A 16,919-nucleotide genomic window follows, 5' to 3' on the forward strand; every position below is an offset into this window, starting at 1 on the left:
CGCGACCCGTTGGCTCCATCCGGGCTACTATCTGGAGAGAAAAATGAGCCGTTTCTGGAGCCGCCTGACGCACGACCTGAAACCCTATGTACCGGGCGAACAGCCCCGCATGGCGGAACTGGTCAAGCTCAACACCAATGAGAGTCCGCTTGGTCCTTCCCCACGCGCGTTGGAAGCCATTCGCGGCGAGGCGGCGGATACGCTGCGTCTGTATCCGGACCCACAGGCGTCAGCGCTGCGCGCTGCCTTGGCCACCTACCATCAGGTACGACCAGAACAAGTGTTCGTCGGCAACGGCTCGGACGAGGTGCTGGCCCACGCCTTCGCCGCGCTGCTGAAGCATGATGCGCCGTTGCTCTTTCCTGATATCACCTACAGCTTCTACCCGGTCTATTGCCGTCTGTTCGGCATCGCCTACGAAACCGTCCCGCTCGATCAGGCCATGCAGATCCGCAATTCCGACTATCGCCGGCCGGCCGGCGCGCTCATCCTGCCCAATCCGAATGCGCCGACAGGAATTGCGCTGTCGCGGGCCGAGATTGCTGCCCTGCTGGAGCAACATCCTGATGCTCCCGTTGTGATCGACGAGGCCTATGTCGATTTCGGCGCCGAGACCGCGATACCGCTGGTCGCCTCCCACCCGAACCTTCTGGTCGTTCAAACCATGTCCAAGTCCCGGGCCCTCGCCGGCTTGCGGGTTGGCTATGCGATCGGCAACGCCGAACTGATCGAGGGGCTCACCCGGGTGAAGGACAGCTTCAACTCCTATCCCCTTGGCCGGCCCGCCCAGGCCGGCGCCATCGCCTCTTTGGAGGACGAAGCCTATTTTCAACAGAGCCGCACGCGCGTGATCGAAGGCCGCGAGCGGCTGAACCGCGGTCTGGTCGGGCTTGGCTTCGACGTGCTGCCGTCCTCCGCCAACTTCGTCTTCGCGCGTCATCCGGCGCACGAGGGCGCGGCGCTGGCCGCCGCGCTGCGCCAACGCGCGGTGATCGTCCGCCATTTTTCCGCGCCTCGCATCTCCGACCATTTGCGGATAAGTGTGGGCACCGACGGGCAAATCGACCGGCTGTTATCGGCCCTGTCGGACATCCTGGGCGGCCAGTAGCCGCTTTCGCTCAGGAAATCTCGTAGACCGATACCTTGTCGGCGATGCCGCTCAACGCCACGCGTCTCGGCGTTGGCTTCAGCCCGCTGGTCTCGAGCAGGGCGCGCGCATGCGCGACCACCGATTCCGTCACCACGATCGAGCGTGAGGCCGCAAGGCCCTGGACGCGCGAGGCGATATTCACCGTCTGGCCAAAATAATCCTGCTGGCCGTTGAGCGTGACCGCGAGGCACGAGCCTTCATGGATGCCCATCTTCAGCCGCAGGCTCTGGTGCTGGCGCTCGGCGCCAAGATCGCTCATCGCCTCGCGCATGCGGATCGCAGCGGCAATGGCGCGGTCGGGCGTCTCGAAGGTCGCCATCACGGCATCGCCGATGGTCTTCACGATCGCCCCCCTTTCGGACGCGATAATCTCCTGCAGCAGCCTGAAATGCTCGTTGACGAGATCGAAGGCTGTGAGATCACCGACGCGCTCATAGAGCTCGGTGGAGTCCTTGAGATCGCTGAACAGAAAAGTCAGGCTGAGGATCTTGAGGCGCTGGCCGATGGCGAGCGTGTCGGTCCGGTAGATATCGCGAAAAGTCTGATTGGTGAGGAGACGCGTTGCCGTGAGAACCGACTTGCGCCGCTTCAAAAGGTCATCCAGCGCCGGGTTCGCCACCCATACGGCCGGCAATGCACGGCCGTCGGTGCGGTTGTCCAGGGCGAGGCGCAGCGGCCCGGGGCGCAAGGTCACGGTATCGACCGGGACTTGGACCCTGTTGAAGATCACCGACAGGTTCTGGCGCTCGCTGGTCTCTTCGCCGCTGACCTCCAGGAACTGGGCCGCATGCGTCACGGGATCGAACATGATCAACGTGCCCTGCGGCACCTGCAAGGAAAGGATGGCCCTTTCGCCCGCCGGCAAGTCGACGATTTCGAGCGTGACCTCGTCCAGCAGCTTCTCCAGATCGTCCGGAAGATCGATCGCCGAACTCCAGAAGATCTGGCGATAATATTCGGCCGCGGACAGTTCGTCGGGATTATGGGCCGCGATCTTGCGCACGCGCGGGCTTACCGTGAAGGTCACCTCGACCAGATTGTCGAGCGTCGTCTCATAGCCCGCGGCGCAGAAAGCGCAATGATAATGCGCCCGATCCAGGGTCTTCAGGCTCTTGTTGGCGGAAAGCACCCCGGCGCAGCTCGGGCACATCACGTTCCAAGTCATCTCGAACATGCCGAGCCCCACCGCATTCAGGAGGGCGGCGATGACCCGATCTTCGTCGATGCCCGCCGTGCCTGCGAGATCAAGCGCGTTCATTTTGTTCAAGGCATGATCCGGGGCATCCCGCACCATACGCTCGAGCATGTCGACAACGGCTTCGTCGGACGACTGACGCAGCGCCGCAAACAACGTCCCGGTTTCGCTCATGCGACAATGCTATCTGAAAGAAGGCCGCGCGAACACCCGCTAAGCCGTCCCGTGCGTAGCCCCGATGAGCATCACGACAAAAAGCCCGCGACGAAATCGCGGGCTTTTTGCGCAAGTGGCGATGGAGATGCCGGTCAGCGAATGGCGCGACCGGTGGTCGGAGCTGGCGCGGCCGTCTCGGCCGTCCGTGTCGTCCGCGATGTCAGGACGCTCAGCTGGTGCGCGGTGGCTGTGGAGGTCAGCGCCGGCGACTGTTCCCTGACGTCAGCGGCTCCCAGCACGCGAACCTGGACCGCCGATATCGGCAAGCCTGTCGTTTCATAGGCCGGCAACTCCGCCGCAAAGCCGGCAGTGGCGCCCGCAATCGAGATCAGGGCGGCGGCTGCTATGGATAGGTAAGTCTTCTGCACTTCAATTCTCCGGGGTAGGATTCGAGGCAGCAGCGTACACCGCTTTTGCTGCGCTGCGATATAGCGATATTGCATTGCAACAATGCAGTTCCCCGCACTCAATTAATGGTGAGAGCCCAGCCAGTTAGCATCGGGCCCTGCCGAACAGGAGAAACGCATGCAAATCGCAGTTGTCGGTGCCGGAGCGGTCGGATGCTATTATGGGGGACTGCTGCTGCGGGCCGGGCATGACGTGACCTTCATCGGCCGGCAGCCGCATGTCGACGCCATCAACGCCCACGGCCTGCTGCTCGAGACCAAGACTTTCAACGGCCGCCTGCCCGCCAAAGCCGCGACCGATGCAACCGCGCTTGCTCCGCCTGACCTCGTGCTGGTTTGCGTGAAGTCGGCCGATACCGAGCAGGCTGGCCGCTCGCTCGCCGGACGCTTGCTGCCGGAAACATCCGTCCTCAGCCTGCAGAACGGCGTGGACAATGCGCCGCGTCTTGCCACCGTCACCGGCCACGCCGTCATTCCCGTCGTCGTCTATGTCGGCAGCGAGATGGCCGGGCCCGGCCACGTCCGGCATCACGGCGGCGGCGACCTCGCCATCGGCCCCTCCGCCGCGAGCCAGGCACTGGCGCAAACGCTTGAGGCCGCCGGCGTCCGCACCACGATCGCCGACGACATCGACAAAACGCTATGGAGCAAGCTGATCATCAACTGCGCCTTCAACGCGCTTTCCGCCGTCGCCGGCATTTCCTACGGCCCGATGCTGGAAGTCGAGGGCACAAGGAATGTCGTGACAAGCGCGGTGCAGGAAGCCGTGTCCGTCGCGCGCGCCAGTGGCGTATCGATCGGCGACGATCTCCTCGCGAATATCCTGAACATCCCGGCCATCATGCCGAACCAGATGTCGTCCACCGCGCAGGATCTGGCGCGCGGCAAGCCCAGCGAGATCGACTTTCTCAACGGCTATGTGGTGCGCAAGGGCGCCGAGCTCGGCATTGCCACGCCGACCAATCATGCGCTGCAGGTGATGGTGAAGCTGGCCGAACGCGGCAAGGCGATGTCCGCACGACGGGCGTAGCGCGAAAGATTGCTAATCCACCACGTCGAGTTTGACCTTGGCAACGCCCTTCCCGACCATCCCGAGCGCATCCGCCGCGGAATAGGAGACGTCGACAACGCGCCCCCGAACGTAGGGACCGCGGTCATTGACCCGCACCGTCACCGACTGGCCGCTGGCGACGTTTGTCACCCGCAACTTGGTGCCGAACGGCAACGTCGGATGGGCCGCGGTCATATCAAGCGTGTTGAACTTTTCGCCGCTCGCGGTTTTCGTGCCCTCGGTGTAGAAGCTGGCCACCCCATGCGCGGCCGTCGTGGTGCCGCGTGCATCCTTGCGCGCGGTGAACGTTTTATGCTTTCTCACGGCCGCCACGCGCCGGATCATTGGCGATGTCGTCCGATAGCTGACCGACGCCTGCCGGCTGGCGCGCAATTCGGATTTTTGGGTGACGACCGACGACTGTGCGCAGGCCGCAAGCGATGCCGCTCCGAGAGCGACAGCCAGCAGCCGCATGACCTTCCCTGCACGCGCGGCCAAAACCGGCGGCGCTTCAAGTCGAGTACGGCCAGCTCTTGCGTCGACGGACGAAGTACGGGTGCAGCCGATGGAACACATGTTGCAATCCCCAGCTCGCGCCCCAGCCCAAGCCGAAATCCAACATGCGGCGATGCCGCAGCCCAATCCGGGCGGAAGCGTGGCCGGATGCGATATGCACTGCTGTCTCAGCGCAATTCAGTTCGAGTGTGGTGATTGTGTCACAGCCTGCAGGACGCCTGCCGCAGAGCGCACGCTCGGGTCGCGCCGCATGTGCGCGACCCACTGGCTCATCCAGGCTACGGGCGCCAGTCGCCTACGCGATCACTCGCTTCTCGAGGATCTTCCGAAAATCCGTTGCCAGGCTGCCGTAGTAGCCGGCCAGCACCTCGTAAAAGGTCTGCTCGGCCTTATCGGTTGCTGCCCGCGCCTGCTGTTCGCAGCGCGAGGCTTTCGTCTCGTACTTCTCCACCTTGGTCTTGAGCTCTGCCACCACCATCGTCGTTACTCCCCGCCACGCTCACGCCCATGATGCTAGGCCGGCAAAGGTCGAAAAGATGACAACCTTGAGGAGATTTAGCAGCGCAGCCGTGAGCAAGTCGTGGCTGATCGCGCGAGGACTACCGCGCCGGCACCGGCGCGGGCGGGCGCAATGATGTCCGCGCCGTGCTCGCAGCCTGTGGCTTCTTCGCCGCGACGCGCTTTCCGCTGTCGATGGATTCCAGATAGGACGTCAGCGCCCAGGCCGAGCTGGAGCCGCTGGAATAGTGTTTTTGCAGAAACAGATAGAGCGTGAGGTGAAAGCGGCCCTTGGCGAGCCCGCGCGGGCTGCGATGGCAGGACGCGCAACTTTCGGCAAACAGTTTTGGCGCCGGCTTGCCCTGATCGAGATTCTGCGCGACGGCCACCGATCCGCCCGTCGCGTCGATCACGGCAAGAACAAGCAGACCGCAGCGCGCTTTGTTTGGCGACATCAGTTTTTCCGGTACATGGAGCGGATGAGCCGCCTCAGGCAGCTCGGGGAAGGCGGAAGATGGCAGGCGAAGCGCAATCTGCTGTCCAGGCGTGGCGAAAAGTGGGTGCGCTTCCGCCATCATTGCGGTTCAATCGGGGCGTCAAGCAGTAGCCCGGCGCCCTCTCAATACGGCGGCTTCTTCTTTTCCCGCTGCGCCCTTGCCGCCTCCATCCACCACACGAGATCATCGGCAAAGCGCGGAAACGCGTGTGACAGCGCCTTGCCGCCCTCGCCGGCCGGCTTGCCGTCTTCGGTCAACGTTTGCGCGATCGGGCCTACCGCGATCGAACTCGAAATCACCACCATGCCCATTTCCGAAAGCGTGCCGTGCCAGACAAGCGCGGCCCGCGCGCCGGAGAAGCGGCCGGCCGAATAGCTGGCGATCGCGGCGGGGCGCCAGAACCATTCCTCGAGAAAATGATCGGTGAGGTTTTTCAGCCCCGGCTGCATGCCCCAATTATATTCGCCGGTCACGAACACAAAGCCATCAGCGGTGCGGATCTGCCCGGCCAGTTTTTCGAGCGCGTCCGGCGCGCCGCCTTTCGGATATTCCTTGTACATCCGGTCCAGCATGGGCAGGCCGATCGCCTTGGCGTCGATCAGCTCGACATCGTCGCCGCGCGCGGCAAACCCCTCGACGACGAATTGCGCGAGCCGGATGCCCATGCGGTCGGAACGGTAGGAGCCGTAAAAGACCAGGATGCGGTTGCTCATGACACCTGCCCCTCAAGACATTGGATGATGCACTCGAACCACACGGGCTATTCCCATGCAAGGCCCAGCCTGCCGACGCGCGCTGAACACTGTAGCCCGGATGGAGCGCAAGCGACATCCGATGCGGTGCTGGAGGGGTCCCGGATATCGCTGCGCTCATCCGGGCTACGCACCGAGCGCCAACAAAAAAGCGGCCGCGAGGCCGCTTTGATGAGGTGACCATCCGGCTCACCAATAGCCGGGGTCGTCGCCGTAATAGGCATAGGAATCGGCGAACGGCGCGGCTGCGATAGCGCCCGCCGTTCCGATCACGCCCGCAGCCACACCGGCAGCCAGCCCGACCGGTCCGCCAACATAGCCGGGACCATAATAGCGGGGACCGTAATGCACGCGAGGTCCGTAGTACACGCGAGGTCCGTAATAGCTGTAGTCATAGCGGCTCGGCGTGCGCACGCCATATCCGCCGAGCAGATAGTTGGAGTTCGGGTAACTAAACCCGATCATCCCGGGCTCCTGGGTCGCTTCCTGCGACATCGCAGGCGTCGCAAGCGCCGTCGCAACGACCGCGGCCGCGGCAAGCAGTGTCAGTTTCGTCATCGCTCGCTCTCCATCTCTATATGAGAGCGAACGGGCGAGATCAGATGCTGGTTCCCGAGACCGGTTTCACGGCGCCGTGAGTTTCAGAGACGATCGCCTGTCTGTCGCCGGCAAGAGAAAGTCAGCAAGAGATAAAGGCCGGCGGGCATTACGCCGCCGGCCTTCTCTTGCAACTGCCGGCTCGGGAGGTCCGGTTCCGCTGCGATTCCATGCCTAAAACTTCACCACTACAGCATTAATAAAATCTTAATGACCGACTGTGAGTTGCATCACGGATGGGCAGAACCATCTGGCGCTAGCTTCGTACCAATAAGAGTAGCTTCGCTTACAGGAGGCCAACATGGCCCAGGTTTATTTCCACTGCTCGAACTCCCGGGAAGTGCGGATCGATCGATCCGGTGAAGCGGTGAGCGACCTCGCCGAGGCGCGCGACCGCGCAGCCGGCATCGTCCGCTCGCTGATCATGGGACGCGACGCGGAAGACTGGCGCGACTGGGTCGTGCATGTCAGCGACGATTTTGACGAAGAGATCTTCGTTCTGCCATTCGCCTTCGTCCTCGGCAAACCGCACTGAGAGGTTGCCATGCTTGCCGGCACGACCGCCTTTCATGCCGCTGCTCCGCCGCCTCGATGCGATCGTGGCACGCTGCCACCGCCTGATCGAGCGCGCCCGCGACCCCTATCGTCCCGAGCGCCACTACATGCGCGGCCCCGGCCCGAAATGGCACGCCGCCAGGCATCGCGCTGACGTCGCAGGAATTGCTCTCTAGGACGCAGCCAACCCCGCGCCCGGCGCGTTCTGCGCCAGATCCAAAAATCCCCCTATTCCGTCTGCGCTTTCCATGCCATGGGTGAGCACCATTCCAAGGTGATCTCCGGCCGTCGACAGGAAACGCAGGCCGTTGGTATCGGCGAACGCCTTGCGCCGCGCGTGCGCGGGATCGTCCTGTCCCTCCCAGATCATCACCGGGAAACCGGATTCCAGCACGGCTTTGCCGGCGCCATCGAGTTGGCCGAGCGCGTCAAAGCAGGCCCGCAGGCCGGACTCCGATTCCGTCGTGACCGATCGGGTCAAATGCGGCGCGGTCAGCCGCGCGAATTTCATGAAGGCGTCGAACTGCAGCGGCCCCTGCCTGGTCGGCGGCAGACCGTTCACCACATCCCAGCCGCCGAGCACCAGCGACGACAGCCGTTCGGGATAATATTTCGCGACGCCGACGCCGAGCCACGCCCCCATCGAATGTCCGACCAGATGGGCGCGGGCGCAGTGGAGATCATCGATCACGGCAACGATATCGCCGGCCCGCTGCTCCTGACGGTAGTGATCGGTGTCCGGCGGCTTGTCGCTCCCCCCGTGGCCGAGTGAGTCCACGCATGCCACGCGGTATCTGTCGGTCAGCGCATCGACGAATCCGCCCTGCTTCCACACGCTGGCGTCCATCAGCATGCCGTGCTGCAGCACGACCAGCGGCCCCTCGCCCTCCACCGTGTAATGAATCCTCTGTCCGCGATGAACGGCAAATGGCACGTAAAATCCCCCTCGTTGGTGATACGCAGATATGTGGTCTTTGTGGTCCGGTTCCAGCGGCCGGAACCCCCGGCCGCAACCTCTCCACAAGATCGCCTTGCTTTCGTCAAACCTCGCTGGCCGTGTGGCGGCTTGGGTAAGGGGCTTTCTGGGCAGAGGGTTTTCAACGCCGCAAAGCATGCTCGCCGCCCGATGCGGGTGACATTGGACTGAGCAAGGGACCGCCAATGCAATCCACGCCAACGCTGAAAGACACCGATCCGCACGACGTCTTTGCGATCGAATCGCTGCTGCACGCGCATGCCGAAAAGGCGCCGCCGCTGGCGCACGATCCGGCCGCCCCTTCGGTGGCGCCGCAAGTTCAAGTCGCGGCAAAGCCGCAGGCCCACGTTGCACCCCCGATTTCGGTCAGCGCGCCAATTCCCCAGGTTGAACCGACGTTTCCCACTCCAGATGTTCGCGATATCCGGGTCGAGAACGTCAGGCCGGGCGAGATCAAGGTGGATGGTCTCAAGCCTCCCGGCGAACGGCCGATGGGCAAATGGGCGAAGCGCCTGACCATGGCGCTGCTCGGCCTGTGCGGCGCCATCGCTGCCGCTGCGTGGCAGCACTATGGCGATCATGCCAAGGCGATGGCCGCCGAGTGGGCACCACCCTTCGTGCTGGCTGCATTGTCCTCCGACAAGGCTGCCGTCGCCGAGCAACCAAATGCGTCTGCAGTTCAGGCTGCCGCAGCCGATCCGGCTGCTGCGCAACCGGCAGCGACGACGCCGGCCCAGCCCGAACCTGCCGCAGCTCCCGTGGCCACAGCCTCGGCGGAATCGGCCCAGTTGCAATCGATGGCGCAGGATCTCGCCACGATGGGCCAGCAGGTCGAGGAGCTGAAAACCACCATCGCGCAGCTCAAGGCGAGCCAGGCCCAGATGGCGCGGGAGTTGGCCAAGGCTTCCGAGGCCAAGGCTTCAGATACCAAGGCTTCGGAGGCCAAAGCGGCCGAAACCAGGCCTGCCGAGCAGAACCTGCGGCCCAGGGTGTCGGCGCTGACGCCGCCCCCACCGCGGCCGGCCGCCCCGCCGCCGGTGCGCAAGCCGAAGCCGGCCTATTCCTATTCGCCCGCGCCGATTGCCGCTCCCGCAGCGCCGCTCCCGCCGGCCCAAGCCGCCGCACCGTTGCCGCCTGCACCGCCCGTGCAAACGATAGCCGATGACGGCCAGCCGGTGGTGCGCCCGCCGATGCCGCTGCGGTAGCTGCGTTCCCCGGATGCTGCGCGGCGCCGACAGCGCGTTCACGCGCGTCTTCGACGCGCTATGTTGGAGGCGAGATGCGCCGCTGATTTGAAGTTCATGCTGGAGATGGGTCGCGGCTCAGCGGAGCAGCGCTACCGGACGATGCTCCGCATCGCCTGGGCCGCACCGCATCCGGGACAAGTGACCGCGCCAATCCGCTAGCTCTGATGCGGTCCCCGCATCATCTTCATGGCGTCCTCGATATGACGCCACTCCCTGGCTTCCTCGACATCGCCCTTGGTCTCGCAATCCTGTGCATTGTGCGCGGCTTGCGCGATCGCGGTGAGGCCGTGCTTCTCCATCATCTGGCGCGCAATCGTGTGGATCTGCATTTCCGACATCATGTCGCTCTCCCAGGGTTCCACCAGTCCACGCCGCAGCGTTCCGATCGTCGCGGCCTGCTCGTGAAACGGCCGAACCGAAAGTCTCGTTCCTCCCGCTGCGATGGATAATTTTCGGACAAATTCAGGGATCGCGTGGTTCCACCTGCAGTCCCCGTAATATCCCGTCCGCAATCTCCCCGAATATCAAGCCGGCCTTCCGACTGGTATTTTCGAGCGCGAATCGCAATCGCGGGAGTCGGACATGGCAAGAGTCTATTTCCACTACTCCAATTCCGAAGGCGTATGCATCGACCAGCGCGGTACCGCCGTCGGAAACCTGGCCGAGGTGCGCGACCACGCCGCCCGCGTCGTGCAGTCGCTGATAACGGCAGAGGGTCCGGAAGACTGGCGCGACTGGACGCTGCACGTCAGCGACGATCTCAACGATGAAATCTTCGAGCTGCCGTTTTCGTCCATGCTCGGCAAGCTGCATTGAGAGGCCGTCATGCTGCTCATGCAACCGCTGCTTCAACGCCTGACAGAGATCGTGATCCATTGCTGCAGGCTGGTCGATCTTGCCCGCAACCCCTACCGCCCCGAACTGCACTACATGCGCGGCCCCGGCCCGAAATGGCACGCGAAGCATCCGGGCATTCAGTAGTCCTGTAGCCCGGATGGAGCGAAGCGAAATCCGGGGCGCCATCAGATGGGCTGATCCCGGTTGCGCCGCGCTCCACCCGGGCTACAGGAGATCCCCCAACTCCGGCGGTTCGAACCAGTTCGTCAGCGACAGGCCGCCGTCGACCACGATCGCGGCGCCCGTGACATAGGCCGATATCCGGTTCGACAGCACCGCCAGCGCCAGCGGTGCCAGGTCTTTGGCCTCGCCGAGCCGGCCGAGCGGAATGTGTCTTGCGAGCGCGGGATCGGCGACGAAGCCACCGGCCGCGATCGCGCCGGGCACCAGCGCGTTGACGCGAATGCCGAAGCGGCCGAACGTCTTGGCCAATTCCTTCACCAGCATCGAAAGCCCCGCCTTCGACGTCGAGTAGTGCGGCAGGTTGCGCGGGGTGCCGGCATGCAGCGAGGTCAAGAGCAGGAACGAGCCGGGTTGTTTGTCGGCAATCAGCTTTCGCGCCAGTTCGCGCGAGAGATGGAAGCCGGCCTCAAGATTCACCGCATGCATCTGCGCCCATGTCTCCGTGGTGACGCCAAGCGCATGATCGGCTTCGCGCCGCGGCGGCGAGGCGCTGTGCACGAAATGCGTCACGCGCCCGAGGGCGGCGGCAGCGTCCGCCAGCAGCGCATCGCGCGCCGCGACATCGGCGAGATCGCCGACCCAGGGCACGGCGAGCTCCGGCCGCGGCGAAGCGTTGACGGCCGCCGTCACGGTGTCCCGGTTCACATCGGCAAACACCGTGCGCAAACCCTCGCCGACCAGGGCTTGCGCGATCGCGCGGCCGATCCCGTTGCCTGCGCCGGTGACGAGCGCGGCATCGCGTGCAAGGTCGAATGGATGGTCGAGCAGGCTCATATCGGGTACCTCCTTCGAGGGATGTCGTCATGCCCAATCAAGAGCGCGAAGCCGCGTCCTCGCGCCAGATATCCCGGGCATCCATCTCTTATCTCATCTCAGCCGCGGATTCATTAGCACGCAGCCAAAGGCGGATTGATGCGAGCTTGCTACCTCGCCAATCGCTCAAAGCGAAAGTTGCGGATCCTGGAGGTGCTGAGCAACGCACCCGAAACATGCCCCTCGGCATTACGTGTAAATCGAATGCGATTCTGCCCGCTCACGAACAGGCGCAATCGCATCGGGTCTGGCCTCGCTAATCCCTTTGAGCTTGAGACAAAGTCTACACTACGCCTTACACCTTGCGCTGTATCAATTCGGGCACCACCTGCTTCGGGAGGTTGCTTTCACCTCGTCCAAAATCGTCCTAACCTTGCTCCGTAACCGGGGGGCGCCGCCATGCAGACCCGCGTTCGAAAAGTCGCCCATGTTCTGGAACGCCTTGGGCTTGCCATGGCCGGCGCAGCGAGCGGGTTGTTTGTGGCGGCGCTGGTGGGCACGAGCCATTCCGTGCTCACCAATCAGGCCTTCCTGCTATTGATGATGATCGGCGGCGCCGTCGGCTTTTATCTCGGTATCGATACGCCGCCCCTCACTGCCTCGAGCGGCGGGCCCGCCGATGGTACCTGGGTCGGCAAAATCGATACGCCGGAACTGCTCAGCGCGATCGGCACCTTCCTCGCGGCGTTCTCGGCGTTCGCCTGCGTCGGCGTGATCGTGCTGCGCCACGATCCGCATTTGGTATGGATATCGATGATCATGGCCGGATGGGTGGTCGGCGTCTCCATGCAGATCGTCGCCGGCACGATCGCCCGCCTGCGCCGCTAATTGGCAGTAAGTAGCCCCGCATTCGCCGTCAGCTATCGTCCTCCAGCGTCAGCACCAGACCGGTCAGCGCTGCGCCGATGCCGAACATCAACCCGTAGGTCGTGACCAGCATCAGCGTGGTCTGAACAGGTGCGCCGCTTTTGGCAACGAGGTCCCTGACATGAAAGGCATCGAACAGGCCGAGCAACAGCACCAGCGACAGCCCAAGCGTCACGCCCATCAGGAAATGGGTAAGCACCGCATTGAAGAGTGACTTTTCCGGACGCATGGACGCCCTGCCTTCGGCATGATGCCATACCAACGCACGGCCGAGGGAACTGGTTCCTCGACGCGGGAACAGAATTCGTCCAGTGCCGCGATGCGTCAGCCGGTCCCCGGGGCGTTTGCAGAACGTTAAGCAAGCGCTGGCATACCCCACGGGCATTCCCAAAAATTTCCGCAATCCTTTTTAGTAAAAAGACATCTTGGGAAAAAAAGACATCGGCTTTTCGAGAATGGAGAATTTCCCATGCGGTTAGGACAAGCGATCTTCTTCGGTTCGGCGGCCGCCCTCCTCACCCTGGCAGCGCCGACGCTCGCCAGAAATTCCAGCGCGCATTCGCATACGGCGAAAGCAACCGAGGCGCCTGCGGCCTCCTCCTGCCAGGCCTATCAGCAGGCGGCCGACGGTTCGTGGACGGGACGCCCCTGTCAGGAGACGGGCCCCAAGGCGCCAGCCCAGCCTCGCTCCGCCACAAAGGGCGTGACCGAAGAAACGCAGTGATGCGGCGTAGGGGGCCAAAGGCGCGTTAGCGACGTGCCCACCATTCATCACCGATCGCGCATCTTGATGGTGGGCACGCTATCGCTCTACCCACCCAACGGACTGCGAACTGATTTGCTTTGCGCGCAAGCGCAATCTCGGCGCGCAACCGCGACAAAACAACACGACGGGCAAATCAGTCAAAACCTGTCCAGCCATTCGCGTAAAAATATTCCGCTTCCGCCGCAGGCCAAATCAGCGGCATAACTCCGCCCGTCTCACCCAATTGAGGGGCGTTGGCCATCGTCACGAACGCGCGCTGAGATGCGATGGACGCGAGAGCTGCGACTGACCGGCTGTGGTCGATCAAGCAGCGGAGCAAGTAAGATCGGGACGCGGGAAAGCCTCCAGAAAAACGATAACCTCCGCGGGCGGATCAGGCTGTATGTCGAAGCGAACTTCCATAATGCTTAAAGAAGTGATCAAGCTTCACAGGTTCGCCGGTATCTCGCCAGAAAAGTCTCTTACCGAGGCTGGCCGCCTGCGAGAGGCGATGGTGGCCGCCGATCAAAGTATGGTCATCGGTTGCTTTGGCGATGATCTCGCCGGCCTCGTCGATGATGACTTTCATGCGCTGCCTCCAGTGCAACGCCCCCTCGGCGCAGCCGCGATGCTGCGCAATTGATCTAACTTCGCACCAGCCCCGGGCGTTCCAATGCACGAAGGTCGCGGATTTCATATTGCCATGCGCCACATCGCGCGGCCCGTGACCTGCACACAAATGAGTGCTCAAGCAAGGGTTCCTTCACCTTGATCTAGGGAACACCCGAATTGGCAATAGCCGAGGCTCGCTTCGCGTTGAAAATCAGACCGCTGCTGCTGGGGGCCAAACGGAGATGTCCGATGGGTGTGGCAGGCTGGCGCTTCGCGAATGTGAAGAGAACTCTCCGCGTCCGAGCGGTCCTTGTCGGCCTGCTGGAAGAGTTGCCGTTTGTCTGCCCGGTGGTAGTCGCAATCGGCTCGACAGTCATGATCGTGATCAAGCTCTGCAAGGATTTGCCGCAGTGAGGCGGTCCGAGCGCCAAGGCGCGCTCATGTGCCGCGCCTTTGTGTACCAAGTAGCATAAAAATTAGCCGAGATTGCGCGACTGCAAATATCCTCAAAGGGGGCGGTCGCGCGGTCCCCCCGGTTCCTCACGCCCTCGGAAGGACCCTGACGACCATCTTGCGAAGGGTCCGCCATCCTTCGAGGGTGCCCGCCGTCACCACGACGACTGCGAGAGCAAATCCGAAACCGGCACACCAACGCCGCACGCCATCGGCATCAGACACGCGAGCAGATCGAACACGTCAGCATCGACCAACGTCGCCAGCGTCATCAACACGACCGCGCCAGCGTCATCGCGGCCCAAACATTTCTATATTGAACGTGAGTACGTACAATTCGGATAGTTTGAGCATCCATAGAACATTCCGAACTTCCCGTTGCGTTTTACCAAACTTCCAACACAGCCTTCCGCTGGACATTTTTCAACAGTTTTCGGTTCTTTTGCAGATAGACGACGATCAATATATTTCTGACGCTTAAAGGTCCAAGGGTGAACATTATCCTCGTACGCCCAAATTCCCCGCTTGTTCCTCTGAGCAACTTCCAAAGCTTCAAAATATATCTCATCAGGCCCATATCTTTCGAGAACCCAAGCCCAACCATTCAGCAACATCTCAATCTCAATATTTCCTGTCAGATATAACGATCGATTGCTGACCATAGAAGCTGGATATCGATCACCCAAATATGGAACAGCGACAATCCGCCCATGCCTATCAAACGATTTGCCTGTATCCATCTTGGTCAGGATATCAATCCAAACTTTTCGCCCTCCGATCAAAGCAGTGAGAAACTCTCTCGCTTCACAACCACCTCTTTGCTCAAGCTCTGGAACATCGACAAAGCCAAATCGAATTGTGGCTTCGAACTCTGTGTGGTCGTTTGGATTATCCGTCAGTTGACGAAGGGCGATCTTGGTGAGGAACCCATCACCATCAAACACTTTCAATACAGGAACCTCAATCGCAGTCGGTGAAGCTGCTTCCTCGAAAAACGTAAATTGATCAGGATCATTCATGACCGGGCTTTTGCTTCGCGAGAGCCGCGCAAGGCGCGCTGGCGACTAATTTAGAATATCCCAATCACATCGTGATTGTCAGCGCGTGCCAAACCATTGCGATTGCAAGCCATCGTCAGGCGTTCAGGCACCGCCCGCGCATGGCAGGCGGGGCGTCCATCCGGTCAGGCGCGAGGCCGTAGCGCGCCGGGGCGGCAAGGCTTACAGGACACCGGGCCCGCCCTCGCCAGCGCACAGGCGGCCACGGGCCACCGGGGGCGCAACCCGACCGGATCAAAGCCTTGCCCGGCGCAGCCCCAACTCTCGCCCAAAGGGCAGGATGTGAAACTAGGGCCTAATAGGCCCGACGCGGTTTCGCCGGCCAGCCGGCGCGCCGCGCCAATTCATAGAAACCCTTAATTGGACGGGGTTTTTCGAGTTTTCCCCAAGCGCAGGAAATCGCTAGACATCAAGTCGTGTGGTCCTGACGCCGCGGTGCTGGCGTCAAGTTCTTGAGAAGCAAGCTTCTTGGGAGCGACGGTGGCAATAGAGCCGTTCACCGGGGAGAGCTCGCTGTAAGTCGTAAAGCCATTGCGCAGGGAAGGCCGGAGTGTTCTCGCTGCCCTGTATGCTCGTGTGCACTTTTGTTTGCGCAAATCGCACGCGAGACCGCGGGTGCAGCAGGCACCCGGTCTTCCCTGCGCCCTCTGATTTTCGAGGAGGGCAAACGAAGATGCAAACCTCGGGTACATCGTACCGCGAGAAGGCGAGGCCGTATTCAGTTCGTAGCCCGGATGAGCGAAGCGACATCCGGGATCACGCTAACACCGCCCCGGATATCGCTTCGCTCATCCGGGCTACAAGCTTCACCCGCAATGACGAATGGGAATCGCTGCTGCACCAAACCCTACGCCGCCCTGCCCAGCCAATCGTCGAAACGCGTCGGCATGATCCGCACGCCGGCGTCCGGCACCAGCGTGCGCAATGCGAGCGGCGCACCGAAATACGGCACGTCAGCGCTCGACACGATCTTGCTGGTGTCGCCCTGCTTGCGCAGCCAGCGGCCGACGAAGTCCGCAAGCGGCGCCGCTTCGGGGCCTGCGACCTCGCGTATGCCGTTGGCAGGTTCGCCGAGGGTCACATCGGCGAGCGCAACGGCGACCTCGTCGGAAAGCAACGGCTGCATCAACTGGCTGGAGACATGGACCGCACCATCCCTGCGCCCGGAATCCGCGATCGCGCCGACGAATTCGAAGAACTGGGTGGCGCGCAGGATCGTGTAGGCCAGACCGGAACTCGCGATCAGCCGCTCCTGCGCCAACTTGGCACGGAAATAGCCGCTGCTTTCGAGCCGGTCGGTGCCGACGATCGACAGCGCGATGCAGTGCCGCACGCCGGCCTGCTTCGCAGCCGCGATCAGGTTGCGCGTCCCCGTCTCGAAGAAGTGCAGCACCGCCTTGTCCTCGAACGAGGGCGAATTCGAGGCGTCAACGACGACATCCGCGCCTGCAAGCGCTCCTTGCAAGCCCTCCCCGGTCACGGCGTTGACGCCCCTGCTCGGCGACGCCTGCAGCACCTCATGGCCGCGCGACCGGAGCAGAGGTGCCATTTTCGAGCCGATAAGGCCCGTACCGCCGATGATAACGATCTTCATTTCCTCGCTCCTCTCACTGAAGCCGCGGCAACCCCGCGCT

The 16,919-nt window shown here is 62.7% G+C and carries 25 protein-coding genes; 10 read left to right on the forward strand and 15 right to left on the reverse strand.

Features of this window, described 5'->3' with window-relative positions:
- Positions 1-43: 43 nt before the first annotated feature.
- A complete protein-coding gene (hisC, locus tag C7G61_RS24270) occupies positions 44-1,108 on the forward strand; it encodes a histidinol-phosphate transaminase (RefSeq protein ID WP_108519204.1) in 1,065 nt (354 codons plus the stop codon).
- Between the two features lie 10 nt (positions 1,109-1,118).
- On the opposite strand, the gene C7G61_RS24275 is transcribed toward hisC, so the two are convergent.
- Positions 1,119-2,519 (reverse strand): adenylate/guanylate cyclase domain-containing protein, encoded by a 1,401-nt coding sequence (locus C7G61_RS24275; RefSeq protein ID WP_108519205.1) that lies wholly within the window; start codon positions 2,517-2,519, stop codon positions 1,119-1,121.
- A 134-nt stretch (positions 2,520-2,653) separates the two neighbouring features.
- Positions 2,654-2,929, reverse strand: a complete 276-nt coding sequence (locus tag C7G61_RS24280) for a hypothetical protein (RefSeq protein ID WP_108519206.1) — start codon at positions 2,927-2,929, stop codon at positions 2,654-2,656.
- Between the two features lie 157 nt (positions 2,930-3,086).
- Between C7G61_RS24280 and C7G61_RS24285 the strand changes: the two genes are divergently transcribed.
- Positions 3,087-3,998 (forward strand): ketopantoate reductase family protein, encoded by a 912-nt coding sequence (locus tag C7G61_RS24285; protein ID WP_108519207.1) that lies wholly within the window; start codon positions 3,087-3,089, stop codon positions 3,996-3,998.
- Between the two features lie 12 nt (positions 3,999-4,010).
- On the opposite strand, the gene C7G61_RS24290 is transcribed toward C7G61_RS24285, so the two are convergent.
- The 5 genes from C7G61_RS24290 to C7G61_RS24310 all read right to left on the reverse strand — a co-directional run bounded on the left by C7G61_RS24290 (position 4,011) and on the right by C7G61_RS24310 (position 6,840).
- On the reverse strand, positions 4,011-4,493 hold the full coding sequence (locus C7G61_RS24290; protein ID WP_108519208.1) for a septal ring lytic transglycosylase RlpA family protein: 483 nt from the start codon (positions 4,491-4,493) through the stop codon (positions 4,011-4,013).
- A gap of 337 nt (positions 4,494-4,830) precedes the next feature.
- On the reverse strand, positions 4,831-5,013 hold the full coding sequence (locus C7G61_RS24295) for a hypothetical protein (RefSeq protein ID WP_108519209.1): 183 nt from the start codon (positions 5,011-5,013) through the stop codon (positions 4,831-4,833).
- 121 nt (positions 5,014-5,134) lie between these two features.
- Positions 5,135-5,488 (reverse strand): hypothetical protein, encoded by a 354-nt coding sequence (locus tag C7G61_RS24300; protein ID WP_244608454.1) that lies wholly within the window; start codon positions 5,486-5,488, stop codon positions 5,135-5,137.
- Positions 5,489-5,652: 164 nt separating this feature from the next.
- Positions 5,653-6,243 carry an NADPH-dependent FMN reductase gene (locus C7G61_RS24305; RefSeq protein WP_108519210.1) on the reverse strand — a complete coding sequence of 197 codons (591 nt, stop codon included), beginning with the start codon at positions 6,241-6,243 and terminating at the stop codon, positions 5,653-5,655.
- A gap of 228 nt (positions 6,244-6,471) precedes the next feature.
- Positions 6,472-6,840: a hypothetical protein gene (locus C7G61_RS24310; protein WP_108519211.1), complete on the reverse strand. Its 369-nt coding sequence runs from the start codon at positions 6,838-6,840 to the stop codon at positions 6,472-6,474.
- Between the two features lie 340 nt (positions 6,841-7,180).
- Between C7G61_RS24310 and C7G61_RS24315 the strand changes: the two genes are divergently transcribed.
- Both C7G61_RS24315 and C7G61_RS44805 read left to right on the forward strand, forming a co-directional pair.
- Positions 7,181-7,414: a DUF6894 family protein gene (locus C7G61_RS24315; protein WP_108519212.1), complete on the forward strand. Its 234-nt coding sequence runs from the start codon at positions 7,181-7,183 to the stop codon at positions 7,412-7,414.
- Between the two features lie 34 nt (positions 7,415-7,448).
- Positions 7,449-7,610, forward strand: coding sequence for a hypothetical protein (locus tag C7G61_RS44805; RefSeq protein ID WP_190241951.1), 162 nt, complete (start codon positions 7,449-7,451; stop codon positions 7,608-7,610).
- On the opposite strand, the gene C7G61_RS24320 is transcribed toward C7G61_RS44805, so the two are convergent.
- Entirely contained in the window at positions 7,607-8,368 is a 762-nt protein-coding gene (locus C7G61_RS24320; protein WP_108519213.1) for an alpha/beta fold hydrolase, read from the reverse strand. The genes C7G61_RS44805 and C7G61_RS24320 overlap by 4 nt on opposite strands.
- 227 nt (positions 8,369-8,595) lie before the next feature.
- Between C7G61_RS24320 and C7G61_RS24325 the strand changes: the two genes are divergently transcribed.
- Positions 8,596-9,615, forward strand: coding sequence for a hypothetical protein (locus tag C7G61_RS24325; RefSeq protein ID WP_108519214.1), 1,020 nt, complete (start codon positions 8,596-8,598; stop codon positions 9,613-9,615).
- 197 nt (positions 9,616-9,812) lie between these two features.
- Here C7G61_RS24325 and C7G61_RS24330 read toward each other — a convergent pair whose 3' ends face one another.
- On the reverse strand, positions 9,813-9,998 hold the full coding sequence (locus C7G61_RS24330) for a hypothetical protein (protein ID WP_190241952.1): 186 nt from the start codon (positions 9,996-9,998) through the stop codon (positions 9,813-9,815).
- A 241-nt stretch (positions 9,999-10,239) separates the two neighbouring features.
- On the opposite strand from C7G61_RS24330, the gene C7G61_RS24335 reads away from it, so the two are divergent.
- Together C7G61_RS24335 and C7G61_RS44810 are read left to right on the forward strand one after the other, a co-directional pair.
- Positions 10,240-10,473, forward strand: a complete 234-nt coding sequence (locus C7G61_RS24335) for a DUF6894 family protein (RefSeq protein WP_108519215.1) — start codon at positions 10,240-10,242, stop codon at positions 10,471-10,473.
- A 9-nt stretch (positions 10,474-10,482) separates the two neighbouring features.
- Complete coding sequence (locus C7G61_RS44810) at positions 10,483-10,638, forward strand: hypothetical protein (protein ID WP_190241967.1); 156 nt, start codon at positions 10,483-10,485, stop codon at positions 10,636-10,638.
- A gap of 81 nt (positions 10,639-10,719) precedes the next feature.
- On the opposite strand, the gene C7G61_RS24340 is transcribed toward C7G61_RS44810, so the two are convergent.
- On the reverse strand, positions 10,720-11,511 hold the full coding sequence (locus C7G61_RS24340) for an SDR family NAD(P)-dependent oxidoreductase (protein WP_108519216.1): 792 nt from the start codon (positions 11,509-11,511) through the stop codon (positions 10,720-10,722).
- A 438-nt stretch (positions 11,512-11,949) separates the two neighbouring features.
- On the opposite strand from C7G61_RS24340, the gene C7G61_RS24345 reads away from it, so the two are divergent.
- Positions 11,950-12,378, forward strand: a complete 429-nt coding sequence (locus C7G61_RS24345) for a hypothetical protein (RefSeq protein ID WP_108519217.1) — start codon at positions 11,950-11,952, stop codon at positions 12,376-12,378.
- A gap of 28 nt (positions 12,379-12,406) precedes the next feature.
- On the opposite strand, the gene C7G61_RS24350 is transcribed toward C7G61_RS24345, so the two are convergent.
- Complete coding sequence (locus C7G61_RS24350) at positions 12,407-12,646, reverse strand: hypothetical protein (RefSeq protein ID WP_108519218.1); 240 nt, start codon at positions 12,644-12,646, stop codon at positions 12,407-12,409.
- Positions 12,647-12,886: 240 nt separating this feature from the next.
- On the opposite strand from C7G61_RS24350, the gene C7G61_RS24355 reads away from it, so the two are divergent.
- Positions 12,887-13,141, forward strand: coding sequence for a hypothetical protein (locus C7G61_RS24355; protein ID WP_108519219.1), 255 nt, complete (start codon positions 12,887-12,889; stop codon positions 13,139-13,141).
- Positions 13,142-13,556: 415 nt separating this feature from the next.
- On the opposite strand, the gene C7G61_RS24360 is transcribed toward C7G61_RS24355, so the two are convergent.
- The gene (locus C7G61_RS24360; protein ID WP_108519220.1) at positions 13,557-13,751 is read right to left on the reverse strand and encodes a hypothetical protein; all 195 of its coding nucleotides are present in this window, start codon (positions 13,749-13,751) and stop codon (positions 13,557-13,559) included.
- A 200-nt stretch (positions 13,752-13,951) separates the two neighbouring features.
- On the opposite strand from C7G61_RS24360, the gene C7G61_RS44030 reads away from it, so the two are divergent.
- Entirely contained in the window at positions 13,952-14,188 is a 237-nt protein-coding gene (locus tag C7G61_RS44030) for a hypothetical protein (protein ID WP_145963682.1), read from the forward strand.
- Positions 14,189-14,382: 194 nt separating this feature from the next.
- Here C7G61_RS44030 and C7G61_RS47060 read toward each other — a convergent pair whose 3' ends face one another.
- The 3 genes from C7G61_RS47060 to C7G61_RS24375 all read right to left on the reverse strand — a co-directional run bounded on the left by C7G61_RS47060 (position 14,383) and on the right by C7G61_RS24375 (position 16,879).
- Positions 14,383-14,505 carry a hypothetical protein gene (locus C7G61_RS47060; protein WP_274542288.1) on the reverse strand — a complete coding sequence of 41 codons (123 nt, stop codon included), beginning with the start codon at positions 14,503-14,505 and terminating at the stop codon, positions 14,383-14,385.
- 33 nt (positions 14,506-14,538) lie between these two features.
- On the reverse strand, positions 14,539-15,246 hold the full coding sequence (locus tag C7G61_RS24365; RefSeq protein WP_108519221.1) for a topoisomerase DNA-binding C4 zinc finger domain-containing protein: 708 nt from the start codon (positions 15,244-15,246) through the stop codon (positions 14,539-14,541).
- Positions 15,247-16,132: 886 nt separating this feature from the next.
- Entirely contained in the window at positions 16,133-16,879 is a 747-nt protein-coding gene (locus tag C7G61_RS24375; protein WP_108519222.1) for an SDR family oxidoreductase, read from the reverse strand.
- Positions 16,880-16,919: the final 40 nt, after the last annotated feature.

It is taken from the genome of Bradyrhizobium algeriense, assembly GCF_003062295.1.
In the GTDB taxonomy this organism is placed as follows: Bacteria; Pseudomonadota; Alphaproteobacteria; order Rhizobiales; family Xanthobacteraceae; genus Bradyrhizobium; species Bradyrhizobium algeriense.